13 protein-coding genes and 3 pseudogenes are annotated in these 19,556 nt (G+C 40.1%); 9 read left to right on the top strand and 7 right to left on the bottom strand.

All coding sequences use genetic code 11. The features are described 5' to 3' along the window. The first annotated feature begins 28 nt into the window (after positions 1 to 28). A complete protein-coding gene (locus AC0L7Q_RS18365; protein WP_413403528.1) occupies positions 29 to 2,116 on the top strand; it encodes an EAL domain-containing protein in 2,088 nt (695 codons plus the stop codon). 37 nt (positions 2,117 to 2,153) lie between these two features. On the opposite strand, the gene AC0L7Q_RS18360 is transcribed toward AC0L7Q_RS18365, so the two are convergent. The 7 genes and pseudogenes from AC0L7Q_RS18360 to AC0L7Q_RS18330 form a co-directional block, all read right to left on the bottom strand. Continuing rightward, on the bottom strand, positions 2,154 to 2,951 hold the full coding sequence (locus tag AC0L7Q_RS18360) for a response regulator transcription factor (RefSeq protein ID WP_109875101.1): 798 nt from the start codon (positions 2,949 to 2,951) through the stop codon (positions 2,154 to 2,156). Positions 2,952 to 3,063: 112 nt separating this feature from the next. After that, a complete protein-coding gene (locus AC0L7Q_RS18355; protein ID WP_413403526.1) occupies positions 3,064 to 5,991 on the bottom strand; it encodes a TonB-dependent receptor in 2,928 nt (975 codons plus the stop codon). A 255-nt stretch (positions 5,992 to 6,246) separates the two neighbouring features. Further along, positions 6,247 to 6,390: pseudogene (locus AC0L7Q_RS18350) on the bottom strand (TlpA family protein disulfide reductase); the annotation flags it as partial. Between the two features lie 97 nt (positions 6,391 to 6,487). Beyond that, a pseudogene (locus AC0L7Q_RS18345) lies at positions 6,488 to 7,185 on the bottom strand (SIR2 family NAD-dependent protein deacylase). A gap of 278 nt (positions 7,186 to 7,463) precedes the next feature. Further along, complete coding sequence (locus tag AC0L7Q_RS18340; protein ID WP_409425637.1) at positions 7,464 to 7,709, bottom strand: YfhL family 4Fe-4S dicluster ferredoxin; 246 nt, start codon at positions 7,707 to 7,709, stop codon at positions 7,464 to 7,466. Between the two features lie 14 nt (positions 7,710 to 7,723). After that, positions 7,724 to 9,112 carry a prephenate-dependent tRNA uridine(34) hydroxylase TrhP gene (gene trhP, locus AC0L7Q_RS18335; RefSeq protein ID WP_413403524.1) on the bottom strand — a complete coding sequence of 463 codons (1,389 nt, stop codon included), beginning with the start codon at positions 9,110 to 9,112 and terminating at the stop codon, positions 7,724 to 7,726. Between the two features lie 316 nt (positions 9,113 to 9,428). Then, positions 9,429 to 10,754 carry a methyl-accepting chemotaxis protein gene (locus tag AC0L7Q_RS18330; RefSeq protein WP_413403522.1) on the bottom strand — a complete coding sequence of 442 codons (1,326 nt, stop codon included), beginning with the start codon at positions 10,752 to 10,754 and terminating at the stop codon, positions 9,429 to 9,431. A 271-nt stretch (positions 10,755 to 11,025) separates the two neighbouring features. On the opposite strand from AC0L7Q_RS18330, the gene ndk reads away from it, so the two are divergent. The 8 genes and pseudogenes from ndk to bamB all read left to right on the top strand — a co-directional run bounded on the left by ndk (position 11,026) and on the right by bamB (position 19,486). Beyond that, complete coding sequence (gene ndk, locus AC0L7Q_RS18325; RefSeq protein ID WP_008111339.1) at positions 11,026 to 11,457, top strand: nucleoside-diphosphate kinase; 432 nt, start codon at positions 11,026 to 11,028, stop codon at positions 11,455 to 11,457. A gap of 184 nt (positions 11,458 to 11,641) precedes the next feature. Beyond that, complete coding sequence (gene rlmN, locus AC0L7Q_RS18320; RefSeq protein ID WP_010389431.1) at positions 11,642 to 12,772, top strand: dual-specificity RNA methyltransferase RlmN; 1,131 nt, start codon at positions 11,642 to 11,644, stop codon at positions 12,770 to 12,772. Between the two features lie 114 nt (positions 12,773 to 12,886). Beyond that, positions 12,887 to 13,786: pseudogene (gene pilW, locus AC0L7Q_RS18315) on the top strand (type IV pilus biogenesis/stability protein PilW); the annotation flags it as partial. Positions 13,787 to 14,159: 373 nt separating this feature from the next. Beyond that, complete coding sequence (locus AC0L7Q_RS18310; RefSeq protein ID WP_413403519.1) at positions 14,160 to 15,041, top strand: RodZ domain-containing protein; 882 nt, start codon at positions 14,160 to 14,162, stop codon at positions 15,039 to 15,041. 5 nt (positions 15,042 to 15,046) lie between these two features. Then, positions 15,047 to 16,165 (top strand): flavodoxin-dependent (E)-4-hydroxy-3-methylbut-2-enyl-diphosphate synthase, encoded by a 1,119-nt coding sequence (ispG, locus tag AC0L7Q_RS18305; protein WP_198522851.1) that lies wholly within the window; start codon positions 15,047 to 15,049, stop codon positions 16,163 to 16,165. A 186-nt stretch (positions 16,166 to 16,351) separates the two neighbouring features. Next, positions 16,352 to 17,632 carry a histidine--tRNA ligase gene (hisS, locus tag AC0L7Q_RS18300; protein ID WP_413403517.1) on the top strand — a complete coding sequence of 427 codons (1,281 nt, stop codon included), beginning with the start codon at positions 16,352 to 16,354 and terminating at the stop codon, positions 17,630 to 17,632. Between the two features lie 44 nt (positions 17,633 to 17,676). Then, on the top strand, positions 17,677 to 18,297 hold the full coding sequence (locus tag AC0L7Q_RS18295) for a YfgM family protein (protein ID WP_138605797.1): 621 nt from the start codon (positions 17,677 to 17,679) through the stop codon (positions 18,295 to 18,297). A 10-nt stretch (positions 18,298 to 18,307) separates the two neighbouring features. Continuing rightward, positions 18,308 to 19,486: an outer membrane protein assembly factor BamB gene (gene bamB, locus AC0L7Q_RS18290; RefSeq protein WP_413403515.1), complete on the top strand. Its 1,179-nt coding sequence runs from the start codon at positions 18,308 to 18,310 to the stop codon at positions 19,484 to 19,486. Positions 19,487 to 19,556 lie beyond the last annotated feature (70 nt).

The following is a 19,556-nucleotide window of genomic DNA, read 5'->3' as shown; positions in this document are numbered from 1 at the left end:
AAGTAATTCAATAATCGGAACCCATTTAATGGCTCCTCATAAAGCTAATAATATGCCATCCCATCAATATGTTACTAATGATCCGTTGCACCAACTATTCGATGCAGTCGATTCTGTATCAGTACAAGGTTATGATGAGCAACGACGTGTAATTTATTGGAATAAAGGCAGTGAATTGCTTTATGGGTATTCACAGCAAGAAGCCATTGGCAAAAAGCTTGAAGATTTAATTATACCCGCACCAATGCGAGAGCCTGTTATTGAAGCACATAGTAATTGGATTAAGCATGATATTGAAATTCCTGCCTCAGAACTAACCCTCAAACATAAAAAGGGTAATGATGTGGCTGTATTTTCAAGCCATGTCATGTTTACTAATCAATATAATACCAAACAAATGTATTGTATTGATATTGACCTTTCAGAAGTCCACAAGGCACAAGCAGAAGCCACATTTAATGCCAATATGTTGAAGACTATCTTTGAAGCCATTCCCGACTTATTTTTTGTACTAGAACAAAATGGCACTATTACAGACTATCACGCAGGCAATAACAACGATCTTTATATTCCACCCCAGCAGTTTATTGGTAAAAAAATGATTGATGTACTGCCCAAAAAGGTAGCGAAAAAGTTTCAGATTCATATTGAAAAAACAATAGCACAAGACAATATTGTTAGCTTTGAATACGAATTAAGCATGCCTGAAGGCGTAATTTATTATGAGGCAAGGTTGCGCTTACTGCCCAGAAAAAATCAAATCATGGTGATTATCCGTGATATTAGCGAACCACACCGCTCAGCAGAATTGATCCGCCATCAGGCTCACTTTGATAGCTTAACCGATTTGCCTAATCGCTTTTTATCTTTAGATCGTTTGTCACAAATATTAATAGAAGTACAAAAAAATCATGAAAAAGCCGCGGTATTTTTCTTGGACCTTGATGATTTTAAAAAGGTAAATGACTCTTTGGGTCACGAAATCGGAGATAAATTATTAATCGAAGCCGCACATAGATTACAGCAAACACTGAAACAAAATGACACCGTTGGTCGACTAGGCGGCGATGAATTTATTGTTTTAATATCTAGTTTAAACGATGAAAACGACGCTTTAGCGATTGCTGAGCGATTACTTCAAGCATTTAGAAAGCCCTTTAAATTGGCAGGCAGAGACTTAATATTAACATTAAGTATTGGTATTGCTATTTCCCCTAAAGATGGCACATGTTCTTCGGTATTGTTACGTAATGCCGACACCGCTATGTACCAAGCAAAAGCGATGGGCCGCAATACCTCCTCTTTTTTCACCCCGCAAATGAATGTTGCAATGCGCCGGCGTTTTGAAATAGAAGAGCAAATGCATGGAGCACTGGAGCGAAACGAATTTGAGCTTTATTACCAACCGCAAATAGATGTAAAAACAAACACCATCATTGGCGCTGAAGCTTTGCTACGTTGGCATAATATTGTGTTAGGGGAAATTACCCCTGATGAGTTTATTCCCATTGCAGAGCAAACAGGCTTGATTGCGCCTATTGGTGTATTTGTACTGCAACAAGCCCTACGCTTTTTAAATGAATGGCAATCAATTAATAAGCAAAACTATACCATGGCGATTAATTTATCACCGCGGCAATTCAGAGACCCAGAATTAGTAAATATAATAAAGCGTACTCTGCATAAAAACAGTATTAGCAATGCTTGCTTAGAGCTGGAAATTACTGAAGGAGTACTGATGAATAGTCAAACCTCAATTCGTGACGCCTTATTACAAATTGATGAACTGGGCATTAAACTGTCAATGGACGACTTTGGCACAGGGTATTCATCATTAAGTTACTTAAGAGAGTACCCCTTTGATGTGCTAAAAATTGACCGAAGCTTTATCACTGGGATAACACATAATAAAGCAGACTGTAATTTGGTAAAAGCAGCCATCGCTATGTCACACAGCCTAGAAATAAAGGTAGTTGCGGAGGGGGTAGAAACCAAAGAACAGCTAGATTTACTTAACGAGCTAAACTGCGATATTGCTCAAGGATTTTATTTAAGTAAGCCCTTGCCCGGCGCCAAGCTACTCAATTTTTCATCGCGTTACTGCAAAGCGACTTAAAAGCACTTTAGTTAAAAAGTGCTTTTACAGTTGCGAGTTAGCTCATAATTTTAAAAAGTAGATCGCGTACAGTTGCAGGTTCAAATGGTTTGTCACAAATGGCATCCACACCAGCTTGAGCAATATTAGCCAAATGAGTATCGTTGGCCTCTGAGCTCACCATCAGAACTGGAATATGTGAGTACGTATTAGACTTTCGAACGGTTTCAGTTAATTCTTTACCATCCATTTCTGGCATATTGTAATCTGTAACAATTAAATCAAAAGATTGATTATTAAGCATTTCAATCGCTTGTTTACCGTCTTCTGCCTCTACAGGTTCAGGAATACCCATCCCCGCGAGCACACGTATAATATGTTTTCGCGCAAAACGACTGTCATCAACCACCAATACGCGAAGTAAAGTGACATCAAAGTGCTCTAGCTCCACCTCTTGCTCGCTAATTATATCCAGAGTCGCTTTAAGCGCACGGGTAATTTCGTCGGCATTAAACGGTTTAGGTAGAATAGCTAATACGCCCGATTGCCTAAGTTGCTCTAGATGGCGCTTATTACGCTCGCTCGACACTAGCATAAACGCCTGTTGCTCAGTATTACTGTTACTGCGTATTGCCTGTAATAAAGAGTCTGCAGTACCGTCGCTAAAATACATACTGCTGATCACTAAGTCAGGGTGGTACTTTGATAAAGCGGCCAGCGCATTCTCTTGAGTGCTGGCCGTTTCAATTTGTGTCACTCCACACTGAGCCAGTGATTTTTTTATTAGCTTTTGCTGCACTTCAGAAGGCTCAACTAATAAAATAGATAAGTTAGCTATTGCCGTTAAATCACTCATTTCAATCCTGTTAATATTAATTAAATAATTTTTATAATGCTCATTATAAAGTAATAACTTACAAGAAAAAGCTAAAACCGCAACAACAGGGCATGTTTACCCTAATCTACTCTTAAAAACGGTAGTTTATGCCCGCATAATAACGTCTTCCCGAATAGCTTGAGTTTAATAACCGAGACTCTGTATCGTTACCTAGGCGCTTTACCGACTCAGATTTAGTTAAATTAATCACCGCGGCTGTCAAGCTTAAGCCCTCTAATAAAGTAATTGATGCATTTACATCAACTTGCTCATATGGGTCTTGATACACGTTTAAACCACTATTTAAACCCAACACGGTTTCACCGCGTTTGTTATAAGAAGCACGAATATTAAAAGCATCTCCCTCATAATATATCGAGGTATTGTATTGATATTTAGCACTGCCAATTAACGGTGATTTACCAAACTCTTTACCATCTACTTCTACATCGGCCTTATTGGTTTTGTTATAAGTATAGTTTGCGTAAAAACCAAAACCACTATCAAAGGCATGCTGTATAAATACTTCAGCCCCTTTAGATACAGCATCGGTGCCATTGCCTACGGTGTTATATGGCGACACAGTAATATTTCCCGAATCAACTATGCCCTCTTTACCTGCAAAATCTTGCTGTACGTCAATAATTAAGGGAACAACAAAATTATCAACCGTTTTATGAAACAGCGCTAAACCAATGGCAGAGCCTTCGCTGTAATAATATTCAATAGATAAATCCCCTTGCACCGACTCAAAAGGTTTTAAGTTTTTATTACCGCCACTGCCACTAAAACCCGGAATTTCATTAAATTCAGCTCTGTCGTCGGCCCACTCATCTGAGACAAAAGTAATGCGTTGTTGCGCACCTAAATCGGCATAATCAGGGCGAGACATTACTTTTGCAATCGCGCCGCGCACAACAATATCGTCGCTGGCATCCCATGCAATATTAAAGCTAGGTAAAATTTGGGTATCGGTATTCTCTTGAGTAATGAGTTGATAGTCTTCAACAAATCTATCATCTCCCGTTACCGGCTCGCCGGTGTCATCATTGGTATGATCCAATAAATAAGTATATAGATCGGTTGATGATGTCATGGTTTTTGTGCGCACAACCCGTACGCCTAAATTACCGCGCACGCTATCAAATTCAAAATCACCTTGTAAATAAAATGCCGCTATTTGTTCTTCTATATCATAAATGAAGTTATCTTCTTTACGCGTATACGGCACATAATTACTGGTCACAATATCGCGGTATTTATCCCAATCAATACCTGGCATTTGGTTTATATTAAAACCACCAGCAATATTAGCTTCGTTGATAAATACATCTTGTGCTAGTGGCATGCCGTTGTTCCACTGATAACTGTCAAAACGAGTGATCCCACCCTCACTGGCTTCTGCTGCGGCAATATCAAAATTAGGATCCAAAAAGAATGTATTGCCGGTTTCACGGTGAAGCCTAGCCTCTCGATACTTAACCCCAGTTTTAATTGTTCTTAAAATGCCCCAATCGGTATAAATATCAAAGTCAGCTTGGTAGTAATCTTCTTCAAGTTCACTACGCACAAAACTTGAATTTGACGAGCCCGGATCGCGACCGCCTCCCACACCATTGAGTAAGTTAGCTAACGTATTTGAATCTATATTTAAACTAATATCGTTTTCATTAATTTTCCAACCCGCTGTTTGCGATGCATTTTCTATGCGGTTTTCATTTTCACCCGCGTTTGAGCTTTTATAGGCCGCTTCCCAGCTCTCTTTCGGGCCACCTTCGGAACGCGTATTACCTGCTACAAAACGGGCTTTAAAATAATTGCCCTCGTAGGTTAAATTGAGATCAAAAGTGTCAGAGGTTGACTTTTCACGCACATAGCTACCTCGCATCCAAGGCAATTGCATGTCATTTTCTATGCCACTTGCAGCTGCATCAAATTGCATTACATTAACTATCGTGCCCGACTCATCCAAACTTACATCGGTTAAAAAGTCAGGATTTAAAGACCACTCAGGTATATCAATCACCGACTCAGTTCTATTTTTATCAAGTGAAAATCCAAAGTAGTTAAAACCTATTTCTACTCGACTAGTTGGGCGCCACTGCGTACTAAATTGTACTCCTTCTCGCTCACGTAATTCGTTTACAATTGAACCGCGAACCACTTGCGGGAACCAAACAGTGTTATAATTATTGCCCTGAGCATCGCTTATTGACCCCCACTGATTATTGTTTTCAACCGGTGCACCATTGGCATCTATCGGTTTTTCACCAATAAAACGCCACACATTTGCATCGGTGCCACCCGAAAGAGTTCGGTTAGTGCGTTTTTGTGAGGTGTAACCAAACAATACACCAAAAGTATCAGCATCGTTCTTCCAAGAATAAAGTGCGGTTACTTGCGGCTCAGACTCTTCAGTTACATCAGCATAGGTGCTTTCAATATTAATCACTCCTGAGTTTGCATCCATACTCAGCGGTTTGCGACTATGCATTAGTACCGTGCCGCCCACACCACCTTCATCTAAACGTGCTTCTGGTGATTTATACACTTCCACGCTTTCAATCATGGCTGAAGGGAGTAATGCATAATCAAACGAACGAGATGGCTCGCCAGGTGATGACGCAATAAAATTACCATTTAGCTGAGAAAAGGTAAGCTCAGATGATAGCCCCCTAATACTAACTGATGAGCCCTCGCCTCCGTCACGATCGATGACCACTCCGGGTACACGTTGTAATGAGTCAGCGACGTTCTTATCAGGAAACTTACCAATATCTTCAGCTGTAATCGCATCAACCACAGAGCTCGACAACCGCTTTATATCTAAATTAGCCGCCATACTGGAACGAATACCACGCACCTCTATTACTTCCATATCTTTGCTTTTTAGTGCTTTATTTTCTGCTTCATCTGCATATGCGTGATTAAACACAGATAAAATTGAGATGCACAGCGTTGATTTAACAAAACGAGGAAGTGAGTGAGCAGAGGTTTGAGTTATCCGATGAGCGGTCATAGTTTTAACAGTTCCATTTAAAATACAGTTAATACTTAAAGATGAGCGTACCAAGGAAAGCTGATACGAAAAAAGTAGCTGTATTCTACACAACCAAACTTAATAGTTTGTTAATGCAAACTGATAAGTAACTGAATATTTTATCAATAAATAGTCAATTCAAATAAAGGCAGGAATTTAAGCCGCAAAATGGCTATTTAGCTGCTTATAAAGGGACATAAAAAAAGAATGACGCGATTAAACAGCAATACGCCGTTATTTTTTAGCGCTAATCGCCTGAATATAATAGCCTAAACTCGCATGAGAAAGCTCACCCATATGGCTGGTAACTAACTCTCCTTGGCTATTATAAAACAAGGTGGTTGGAAGGCCTGCAGCACCGGATTCGCGACTCACATTAAATAACCAGCACATAGCGCGAATTAAATGCCAACAATAACATCACCTCAGCTGTACTGATTATTAATAAAACGGATTATGTAGTACATGAGTACCTTTAACCTTGTTGCTGTATGTACTCCAATGCAGTCATTTTTTTATAACTTACATTTGAGTGCAGTACATGAGTAGGCTCAGGGTCAACAACTTCAATGGGAATAGCATAATTACGTGCAATATCTAATGCCATTTGGGTAATGTTTACACTAAAAGAGGTCCCCATAAATACCATTTTATCAGCAGCAAGCATCCGCGATTGTGCTTCACTAATACGATAAAGCTCAGTGTAGTATTCATCAAATAACAACACATAAGGTTTTAACGATTGATTAAGCATAGGCTGCTGATTTTCAATTTTAAACAACGCCAGTAGTGAAGCATGTAAACTGCTTTCGTCTACGTTATCCCAAAGTCGCCCTGATGATGAAATACAGTCATTTGATCAAGCCGACCATGAATCGCAATAAAATTTTTATTACCCGCCTTACCATCTAACCCATCAATATTTTGAGTTATTAGGTTTTTGTCGCTAAGCCAATGATGCACCTCGTTAGGGCCATGATGACGATAAGTTGCAAAGCGATGATAATACCAAGCTAAAAACTCACTCGGGTTATTTTCATACATTGCGCGAGTGGCCATTTCCATAGGCGTATAATTTTTACTACCAATGGTCCAAAAACCATCTTCACCACGAAAAGTTGGAATACCACTAGCAGCACTCACACCAGCCCCAGTAATGTATAACGTATTCATAAAGCCACCTCTTATATTCAATAAACCTATAATACTTTATAACATTGTAAATTTGAGACTTTTACTCTTTTGCTATTAAATTATTTAGACTACGATTAGCTGAAAATAAGTTAGGGTACAAAAAAGCTCTTTATATTTTTAGTCCCGCTCAAGTGCACTCCGAATCCTTCATTGATTATTGGTATGTTAGGAACTATGGCACCAATCAGCAACAACTAATAAGTTGTAATGCACTTAACTTTCTAATAAAAACAAATAGATAAACTTTTTTAAAACAACTACCCCGTCAATCTCACATACTTCTCTGCCAGCTCATCTATACTTTCGTGATGATTAGGGTCGGGCTTTATGCAATCAATGGGGCATACACTGACGCACGTTGGCTTGTCGTAGTGGCCCACACATTCAGTGCATTTTTCAGGGTCTATTTGGTAAATTTTAGCGCCCATATAAATTGCTTCATTTGGGCACTCTGGGTCACACATATCACAGTTAATGCATTTGCTGTTTATGAGTAAAGCCATGATTAAACTCTCTATTATGAAACAGCTTGTTTGAAAGGATTGCGGGTATCTTGGTTTTCATCCAAATTGCGCATCAGTATGGCGTGCTCTAAATCGATGCGCTCAGGTACGGGAATTTTTACAATGTGGCCTGAACCTTTGGCATCGGTAATGCTTTCGCCTTTTTTGTTTTCCATACTTTCAAGGGTAAAGCTAACATTACCGTTCGGCGTCATTAGCTCTAATGAATGGCCAACACAAAACTTATTTTTTACATCTATTTCAACCAAACCATTAGCATTTCGCCCTAATATCTCACCTACAAATTGCTGTTGAGTTGATACAGAGTGACCATATTCGTAATTTTGATAATCTTGATGAGCATGGCGCTTTAAAAACCCTTCGGTATAACCACGATGTGCTAGGTTCTCAAGGGTTTTAAATAAGTCTGCATCAAATGGTTTACCTGCAACGGCATCGTCAATCGCTTTACGGTATACCTGTGCGGTACGGGCTACATAATAAAATGACTTAGTACGCCCTTCTATTTTAAGACTGTGCACCCCCATTTTTGTTAGCTGCTCTACATATTGCACGGCGCGTAAGTCTTTTGAGTTCATGATATAAGTACCATGCTCGTCTTCAAATGCGGGCATATATTCACCCGGGCGGCCTTGCTCTTCTAGCATAAATACATCGTCGCTTGGTGCGCCTTCACCTAACGTAGGTATAACTGCTTTAGGGTCAATTTTATGCACCATTTCACCGGTTTCGTTCTCAGTACCGGGTTTAACATCGTACTCCCAACGACACGCATTAGTGCACGTGCCTTGGTTAGGATCGCGTTTATTAATATAGCCTGAGAGTAAACAGCGCCCTGAATAGGCCATACATAGTGCACCATGAACAAATACTTCTAGCTCGGTTTCAGGGCACAGTGTGCGTATTTCACTTATTTCTTCAAGCGATAACTCGCGAGACAAAATTACCCGCTCAATCCCCTGCTTTGCCCAAAACAATACGCTGGCATAGTTTACCGCATTTGCTTGCACTGAAAGGTGAATGGGCATATCGGGCCACTTTTCACGTACTAGCATTATTAAACCTGGGTCGGACATGATCAACGCATCCGGTTTCATAGCAATTACCGGCTCTATATCACGTAAATACGACTTAACTTTTGCGTTATGGGGTGCAATATTCGACACTACATAAAACTTTTTATTCAGCGCATGCGCTTCGTTAATCCCTGTTTGTAATGTATCTAAATCAAACTCGTTGTTGCGAACCCTTAAACTGTAACGAGGTTGGCCGGCATACACAGCGTCGGCCCCATAGGCAAAGGCATAACGCATATTTTTTAAGCTACCAGCAGGACAAAGTAGCTCAGGAATAAACGGGGTTGAGGAAGTAACAGCTGACATGTGCGCTCCATACATCGAACCGGGGTCAAGCCGGTTGCATGAATAATTATACCAACTCGCAATAATACTTAATCATTTTACGGGGCTAAACATGTCGCTACCTGCGTTAAAAAATTCTCATTTAGAGCAACTAAATAGCAAGTTTTTTGCCTAGCTATCAACACGTTTTCCAGCCTCAAAATAGACCACTTAATTAAGCGAATTGGTATTAAGGAAAATAAACCGCGCAAGTATAATGAGGTGGCAAAAGAGAAACTTTGATCGAGATCATCAAAATTTCTCTTCTGTGCTAAAAATGAAGAGCAGCAAATTTAAGTTATTTTTTACTACTTAATTGATTAGAAAACTGGCTAACGGCATCAACAACTTGTTGTGCCCCTTTTTTAATGTCACTCATTACAACACCAGATTCTTTCGAGAGTTCGAGTCCTTGTTGCGCTTTATTTCTACCTTGCTCTATTACAGCAACAGTGGCTTGAGTTAAGTTTTGATTTTGCTGTACAACATCCACAATTTCTTCGGTAGCTTTACTGGTTCTTGAAGCAAGCAAACGGACTTCATCTGCTACTACAGCGAAACCGCGGCCTTGCTCACCAGCTCTTGCAGCCTCAATAGCTGCATTAAGTGCTAGCAAGTTGGTTTGGTCAGCAATACTGCTAATGCTTTGCACTATGCTCGCTATCAGTTGCGATTGTTTATCTAACGCTGAAATTTCTTGAGCTGTTTGCTCCATTTGCACCGACAGTTCGTTCATAACCTGTGCGGTTTTTTGTACCACTTCTGCGCCTTTATCCGCGTTATTATCAGTTTCAATTGAAGTGCCATGCGCAATATTCGCCGCTTGTTCTGTGGCCAGTTCTTTTTCTACTTGGTCTGTGATCACAGTAGCAAATTTAACTACTTTATAAAGCTCATTTGCTTCATTAAAAATCGGATTATACGACGCTTCTAACCACACTTCATTACCGTGCTTATCAATACGTTTAAACCTGCCGGCAATAAACTCACCACTTCGCAGGCGTTGCCAAAAGGCTTGGTACTCTTTACTACTTGCCTCTTGTTCAGTACAAAACATACCATGGTGTTTACCTAAAACCTCTTGCTTTGAATAACCCATCCCTTTTAAAAAGTTGTCATTAACACGCAGAACTATACCTTTGGTATCAAACTCAATCACTGCTGTAGAGCGGTGTAATGCTTTAATTAAATCTTCATTTTCTCTTGAGCTTTCAATTATTTTTGTAAGCACAGTGCAATGCAGGGTTAAATACTCAAGCTGACCTTGTTCATTTTTTATCGGGTGTAAAATGCAGCGTAACCAATCTCGTTGTCCGTTTTGATGGGATACTTGAATAGCGCCAGCAAAATGTTCTGCTTTACTTATTGCTTTTTTAAAGGCATAGAAATCCGCGTTATTTCTAGCATTTTCTGGAATAAAATCTAAAATATTTTTATTGAGTATTTGGCTACTTGAGTAATTAAATTCCCGTTCAAAGTTTTTATTTTGTCTTAATATTGCACCTTGCTTATCAAGCTCCAATACCAACATCTCACTATCTAAACTTTGCTTAACCTGCTCTCCTATAGAAAGCTTACTTTGTAAATCAGCAATTTGATTTTTTAAAGATTGGTTAAAAAACATATATTTACCTTAATTTTTGCATGTACTCGACCTGCATTTGGATCCATATAAAAGTGTATATTCAACAAAAGTCACACCATTTAGATAAAAAAGTATAGTTCATGTTTATGAACATATAATAAATGTGAAAACATTGTTTTTAGTTCATAAATACCAGTTAGCAAATTTAAAAAGTTGGAAAAGTAGAATAAATTAGGTTTTTTTAACTAAAACGCGTATAATTCGCGCCCGTTAATATTCAACCTTTTATTTAAATTATTGGAGCACAAAGATGGCTTTAGAGCGTACTTTTTCAATCGTAAAACCTGATGCAGTTGCTAAAAACCACATCGGCGCAATCTACAACCGTTTCGAAACTGCGGGTCTTAAAATCGTTGCAGCCAAAATGGTTCACCTTTCACAAGAGAAAGCTGAAGGTTTCTACGCTGAACACAGCGAACGTCCTTTCTTTGGCGCTTTAGTATCTTTCATGACTTCTGGCCCAGTAATGGTTACCGTTCTTGAAGGCGAAAACGCTGTTCTTAAAAACCGTGAAATCATGGGTGCTACTAACCCTGCTGAAGCACTAGCTGGTACTTTACGTGCAGACTACGCTGATAGCATCGACGAAAATGCGGTTCACGGTTCTGATGCTGTTGAATCTGCTGCTCGCGAAATCGCGTACTTCTTCGCTGACGAAGAGCTTTGCCCACGTACTCGTTAATTCGAGTTCACAGCTAACCCTGTGATGCAAAGTATGAAAAGGGCTTTCGAGCCCTTTTTTAGTCATTACGTAAAGTATTCGTAAGCACACTTTTGATGTTTTACTTAATGATTAAACTGGGTGAATTGTGTACAATTCGCTCTCGTATATTTTTATCTCCACCGTCACCGATTGAGGTTGTTACATGACCGAGCAAAAAAAGATTAACTTATTAGATTTAAACCGAGATGCAATGCGAGAGCTATTCGTATCATTCGGTGAAAAGCCATTTCGTGGCGATCAGGTGATGAAATGGATTTATCATTTTGGCGTAGATAATTTCGACGAAATGAGTAACGTAAACAAAAAGCTAAAAGAAAAGCTTAAAAATGAATGCGAAATTGTAGCGCCAGAAATATCAGTTCGCCAACAAGCCAGCGACGGTACCATTAAATACGCACTCGTATTAGAAGGCGGTCAAGAAGTTGAAGCCGTGTGGATCCCAGAAAAAGATCGCGCCACGCTATGTGTATCGTCTCAAGTGGGCTGTGCACTAGAATGTACTTTTTGCTCGACGGCACAACAAGGCTTTAACCGTAACTTAAAAGTGTCTGAAATTATCGGCCAAGTATGGCGTGTAGCAAAAGACATTGGCCTTGATGGCAACAGCGAAAAGCGCCCTGTCACTAACGTAGTGATGATGGGTATGGGCGAGCCGTTACTTAACGTTAAAAACGTGGTACCGGCAATGGAACTAATGATGGACGACTGGGGCTTTGGTTTATCTAAACGCCGCGTTACATTAAGCACCTCAGGTGTGGTACCTGCCCTTGATTTATTGAAAGAAAAAATAGACGTAGCACTGGCAATTTCACTGCATGCCCCAGATAACGCCCTGCGTGATATTTTAGTACCGATCAATAAAAAATACCCAATTGAAGAGTTTTTAGCTGCGTGTCGTCGTTACATTGACGGTTCAAAAGCCAACAAAGATGTGACTATTGAATATGTAATGCTTAACGGCGTTAACGATAGTACCGATCAAGCTCATGAACTGGTTAAAACGTTAAAAGGAACGCCTTCGAAGGTAAACCTTATTCCATTTAATCCATTCCCAGGTAATGAATATACTCGTTCAAGCAACAGTCGAATTGATCGCTTCTCTAAAGTATTACAAGCTGCGGGGATTACCTGTATTGTTCGCCGTACTCGTGGAGATGACATTGACGCTGCCTGTGGTCAACTAGCTGGCGATGTTGTAGACCGTACGAAGCGTATGGCGAAAAAGAAAATGCGTGATGACAATGCAATTGCAGTGAATATTCATCAAGCCTAATTTTTTGAGTAATCAAAAGCCTTTGTGATATGTCGTTTATTTTTAAATAAATGATGCAACACAAAGGCTTTGAGGTAAGATAGAGGTTATGGATATAAATAAAGAGACAAAGTAATGCGATCTTTACTTACGTTAGCACTATCAACACTGTTTATAAGCGGTTGTGTTACCGAAAATAGTTACAACGGCAGCGATAAACCGGTCCTCGAGAATAAAATTAATAACGATGGTGCAGCTCGCACGCGCATAGCATTGGCATTACAGTATTTAAATACAGGCAATAACTCTCAAGCTAAATATAATCTAGAACGTGCTAACGAGTACGCCCCAAACTTACCTGAAGTACACTACTCTTTAGCATACTATTACCAACAAGTTGGCGAGAACGGATTAGCCGACAAAGCCTATCAAAAAGCACTGGCTATCAAGCCAAACGACCCTAACACCTTAAACAACTACGGCACGTTTTTGTGCAGTATTAATGAGTATGATCGCGCCACCGATCAGTTTTTAAAAGCGATTGAAATACCCAGTTATATTCGTGTAGCGCAAAGCTATGAAAATTTGGCCCTGTGCGCTATTGAATTTAACGATTTCACAAACGCCGAGAGCTATTTTCAACAAGCACTAAACCATAGCTCACAACGCGCATCTACATTAATAAGTTTAGCGGCTCTATATTATGCAAAAAGCGACTTGTACAAAGCCAGTAACTTAATAAAACGTTATGACGATACCGCACAAGTTTCTTCTCGCGCTTTGTTGCTTGGCTATTTGGTTAAACAACGAATGGGTAAAATTGAAGAAGCAGAAAAAATTGCGACAACCTTACTACAAACCTACCCAAGTAGTATGCAAGCTAACGCCATTCGCGATAATCAGTTAAGACGAACAGAATTTGAAGTACTACGTGAAAAATATCGCCAAGCCCAGCTAGATGAATTACAAGAAAGTAGTAATAACAATCAAATTATTGCTGAGCCGAAAATAAAAATTATTCGTAAAAAAAGCCCAGTATCGGTTTCAAATGACAAAGCGTCAGATGAGCAAACTAAAAAAATACGCTAGATAATTACACTCCTTTTAACTGTAAACTAAAATAAAGCACAAAGGGTGATGTGCAAATGCTTGTTTTAGGGGAAAGCAATTTAGCATTTCAGTGTGATACAATGCTAAACTGCTACAAATAAGGTGTATTAAAGGACTTAAAAACACATAAACTTTATCAAAACACGGTATAGTTTTTAAAATATTAAATGTAGTGCCTTTTTTATAGTGCGCCTTAGCAACAAGAATTAACAAATACTAAAAAATAAAAACGAAGTCTTACTCTGGTTGTTAAGCCAAAACTTAAACTTTTACTAGTGGATCCAAACTGATACACATTATGAATGAAGATAATACACAACCGCAGAGCGATGAACCCTCTGTAGGTCAAATACTAAAAACACATAGAGAAAAAGCAAACATTAGCCTTGCTAATATTGCCTCGTTATTAAAGTTAACTGAATTACAAGTTCAGCATATTGAAAATGATGAATATCATTTACTGGGCGCAAAAACATTTGTTAAAGGCTACATAAAAAATTATTGCCGCACACTAAACATAGATAGCAGCGCTATTTTAGCGATGTTGCCTGCCTTTAGTGCTTCAGATAAGCCTGTAGATATGCAAAGCTTTTCAAGGCGTACAGAAAAAGAAGCGCATGACAGTCGACTAATGACGGTAAGTTACTTAATTTTAGCCATTGTTATTGGCTCATCAGCCGTATGGTGGTGGCAAAATGCAACGCCTATTGATGAACAAACTAATACTATAAAAGCGAGTAACTCATTCATCACTGTGCAACAAGAAAATACAAAACGACTCGCTGATGAGGCCAATGAAGCTGTCGATGAAGCACAATCAAATGATATTGAGCCTGCACCACAAGCAAACCCAGCCGTAATCAATGAACAACAAACAATTCAGGCTGCGCCCCTTAACGATGCACAAAGCCAAAGTGAACCAACAAGCAGTGATTTAAGCACCATTATTATGATGTTTAATGACGAAAGCTGGGTTGAAATCCACGATGCCAACGATGAGAAAATTGCATTTGGTGTAAAAAAAGCAGGCTATGAAATGACCTTAACTGGTGTAGCGCCTTTTTCAGTGGTATTAGGCAAGCACGATGTTGTTCGTATTACCCTAAATGGTGAGCCAGTTGATATTTCGGCTTTTCCTAAAAACCGTTTAGCTAAATTTAAATTACCCTTAGCAGAGTAGTCGCTATGTTTTCAGAATCTCCTATAAAACGCAGAAAATCCACCCGCATTAATGTGGGTAATGTTCCAATTGGTGATGGTGCACCAATTGCCGTGCAGTCAATGACCAACACAGACACAATGGACATTGATGCCACTGTAGCTCAAATTCAAGCGATTCAAGATGCCGGTGCTGACATAGTACGTGTATCCGTTCCAACTATGGATGCAGCTGAAGCATTTAAAAGCATTAAAGAGCAGGTATCGATACCGCTGGTTGCTGATATTCACTTTGACTACCGCATTGCATTAAAAGTAGCAAAGTATGGTGTTGATTGTTTACGTATTAACCCAGGAAACATTGGCAGTGAAGAACGTATTAGAGCCGTTGTTGATTCGGCCCGTGAGCATAACATTCCAATTCGTATTGGCGTAAATGGCGGCTCACTTGAGCGCGACCTACAAGAAAAATACGGCGAGCCAACACCTGAAGCTCTACTTGAATCTGCTATGCGTCATGTAGATATATTACGTCGCTTAGACTTTGACCAATTTAAAATTTCAGTGAAAGCATCAGACGTATTTTTAGCGGTTGGCGCGTATCGTCTACTTGCAAAAGAAATCGACCAGCCACTGCATTTAGGTATTACCGAAGCAGGCGGCATGCGCTCTGGTTCAGTTAAATCGGCCGTTGGTTTAGGCATGTTATTAGCTGAAGGTATTGGTGACACGCTGCGTGTGTCACTAGCAGCGGATCCAGTTCAAGAAATAAAAGTAGGCTTTGATATATTAAAATCATTGCGTATTCGTTCTCGCGGCATTAATTTTATTGCTTGCCCTAGCTGTTCGCGCCAAGAGTTTGATGTAGTAAGCACCATGAATCAGCTTGAAGAGCGTTTAGAAGATATTATTGAGCCAGTTTCAGTGTCAGTCATTGGCTGTGTGGTTAACGGACCAGGCGAAGCATTAGTGAGTGATATTGGCCTTGCCGGCGCAAACCGTCGCTCAGGTTTATACATTAACGGCGAGCGCCAAAAAGCGCGTATTGATAACAATAATATTGTTGATCAACTTGAAGGCTATGTACGTGATTTCATTGATCAGAAACAACAGCAAACTCCAATCGATATAAAAATCGTAGAGTGATACGTTGTTACAGCACTATGTATTTAATTGACCTTTTTTAGCCGCGGCATTCAAACGTAGTATAAATTACGTACGCCCCGCTGCGCTCGCAATTACCTTATAGTTAGGGTTATAATGCAGGGTCGATTTTTTAGTTTTACGTGGTTGCAGCCCAGAGCTGCACATAAACAGATTTAGGATTTATCAGTGGCAAAACAAATTCAGGCAGTTCGCGGTATGAACGATTGCCTGCCAGGCGATACGCAAGTTTGGCAGAAAGTAGAACACATTTTACGCGAGACCGTATCATCGTTTGGTTATCAAGAAATTCGTTTTCCAATTGTAGAATCAACCGACCTATTTAAACGCTCTATTGGTGAAGTAACCGATATAGTAGAAAAAGAAATGTACACCTTTGCCGATCGTAACGGCGACAATTTAACTCTGCGCCCAGAAGGGACTGCAGTGTGTGTCCGTGCAGGTAACGAAAATGGCCTGTTATACAATCAAGAACAACGCCTTTGGTACATGGGCCCTATGTTTCGCCATGAACGCCCACAAAAAGGTCGTTACCGTCAATTTCATCAGTTTGGTTTAGAGACTTTTGGTATTGCCAGCGCCGATATTGACGCCGAAGTTATTTTACTCACGGCGCAACTTTGGGAAGCATTTGGCATTACTGACCATGTGCGTTTAGAACTTAATTCATTAGGTTCAAACGAAGCACGTGCACAGTACCGCGATGCCTTAATCGCCTTTTTAGAACAACATACCGATATACTAGATGAAGATTCTAAGCGTCGTATGTACTCTAACCCACTGCGCGTTTTGGATACTAAAAATCCAGATATTCAGGCAATCTTAGTCGATGCACCAAAGCTATCTGAACATTTAGATGCTGAATCAAAAGAACATTTTGAAAATTTATGTGAACGATTAGATGCCGCAGGCGTCAAATACACGGTTAATGAAAAGCTGGTACGTGGCTTAGATTATTACAACCGCACTGTATTTGAATGGGTAACCGACAGCTTAGGTGCACAAGGTACTGTATGTGCTGGTGGTCGTTATGATGGCTTAGTAGAGCAATTAGGCGGTAAATCAACCCCTGCGGTAGGTTTCGCGATGGGTTTAGAGCGCTTGGTTTTACTACTTCAAGCACTTGAATGTGTAGGTGACATACGCCGTAGTGCTGATGTATATTTAGCAGCTATGGGCGACAAAGCCAGTATTCAAGCGCCTATAATTGCATCTACCTTACGTCGTGATGTACCTGGATTACGGGTTATGGTGCACGCTGGCGCTGGTAACTTTAAAAAACAACTCAAACGTGCTGATAAAAGCGATGCGCTCGTCGCAATTATTATCGGTGAAGATGAATTAGAGCAAGGCGTTGTGACTATTAAATACTTACGTGAGCGTAAGGAACAAGTCACACTAGAACTAGAACAAGCTAAAACGTTACTTGCAGAACTAATTAATAGCTAAATTATATAAAGCGTAAGTAGTGAAGCGCTTTAACAGAGGTAAGCATGGAAATTTATTCAACAGAAGAACAACAAGCAGAAGCAATTAAACGCTTTTTTCGTGAAAACGGCCTTTCACTAGCGTTAGGCGTTATTGTTGGTTTAGGTGGTTTATATGGCTGGAAAGCATACAACCAAAATCAAATAACGACTGCAGAGCAAGCATCTGATGCATACACTAAGCTTGTTGAAAGCGACAGCGTATTAGCATCTGCTGATGCATTTATCACTGAAAACAAAGACACTCAGTACGCAACTCTAGCGGCATTTGTTGCTGCAAAAGAAGCAGTAGATGCCCAAAACTTAGATGTAGCAAATGAAAAGTTAAGCTGGATCGTAACTAACGTTGATAACGCAGAGCTTAAAGCCATTGCAACAACACGTTTAGCGCGTGTGCAAATTGCTCAGCAGCAATACGATGATGCATTAAGTACGTTAAATGCTCCTCTTCCTGAAGCATTTAACGCAAATGTGGCTGAATTAAAAGGTGACATTTACACTCAGCAAGGCAATAAAGAACAAGCACGCGTAGCCTACCAAGCTGCTGTTGATGCCGGCGGATTAACGAGTAATCCTCTTTTACAAATTAAGTTAGATGACCTAGCAGTAACTAGCCCAGCGGCATAAGGTTTTAGGCATGAGAAAAATAACAACAGCAACGCTTGCCCTATGTATGGCAACCCTAATGGGGTGTTCTTCAAGTGATGACGAAGAAGAACTGGTGCTTCCAGAAATAGCCAATCAGTTTGAAACTGATGTGGTATGGCAAGAATCTATTGGTAACGGTGTAGAGCATTACTTTTCACGCCTATCACCTGCTGTTTATAAAGAGACAGTGTATGTTGCTAGCCGTGAAGGCCAAGTAGAAGCCTTATCACTTGCCAATGGCGATACCCAATGGGAAACCGACATTCGCCAAGATTTATCGTTTTGGCCTTGGAGCGATAACGATAGTGCAAAATTATCAGGCGGAATATTACAAGCTTATGGTAAAATCTATTTAGGCTCTGAACATGGTTATGTAATTGCACTTGACCGTGAGACTGGTAAAGAAGTTTGGCGTAAAAAAGTACCTGGCGAATCACTCTCTAAACCCGCTGCAGGCGATGGCTTAATCTTTGTCAATTTAGCCTCAGGTAAGTTACTTGCGCTTCACCCAGATACTGGTGAAGAACGCTGGAGCTTTGAGCAAGAAGTGCCACCGCTGACTTTACGCGGTCAAAGTTCACCTACTGTGGCTAACGGTGGTGTGTTACTAGGCCTAGAAACAGGTAAGTTAAGTGTTTTAATTTCTGAGAGTGGCTACTCGGCATGGAGTGCAGAAATTGCAGTGCCAAAAGGCGCATCAGAGTTTGAACGTTTAGTTGATGTAGATACGCAGCCGATCATTAGCGGTCCATTTGCTTACGCTATTGCATACAATGGTAACTTATCAGCAGTAGATATTCGTTCAGGTAATGTTGTATGGAAACGTGAATACAGCAGCTACCGTGAAATTAGCATGGATTTGCAAACAATTTACGTTGTTGATAGTAACGGCGTTGTTTATGCACTTGATAAAGATTCAGGCATTGAACGTTGGAGCCAACCCGCTCTACGTGGCTGGTACTTAACAGGTCCAGCGGTTGCCGGTAATTATTTAGCGTTAGGTGACCAAGAAGGCAATTTGCATTGGTTAAATAAAGAAACTGGCGAGCTAGTATCTCGTGAAGACTTTGACAGCTCAGGTTTTTTTGTTGAGCCCGTTGTCGCTGACGATAAATTGATTTTATACACCCGCGATGGTGAAGTTAGCGCGGTAAAAATACCGAACTAACTGTCTACTATTAGTGTAAGGCACTAATAGTTAATTATTTTTTGTAAGGCTTCGCACTGCGAAGCCTTTT

Source organism: Pseudoalteromonas sp. KJ63-1, assembly GCF_055808145.1.
The sequence above is the reverse complement of the archived record's forward strand: the minus strand, read 5'-3'. Positions and strand labels throughout refer to the sequence as shown.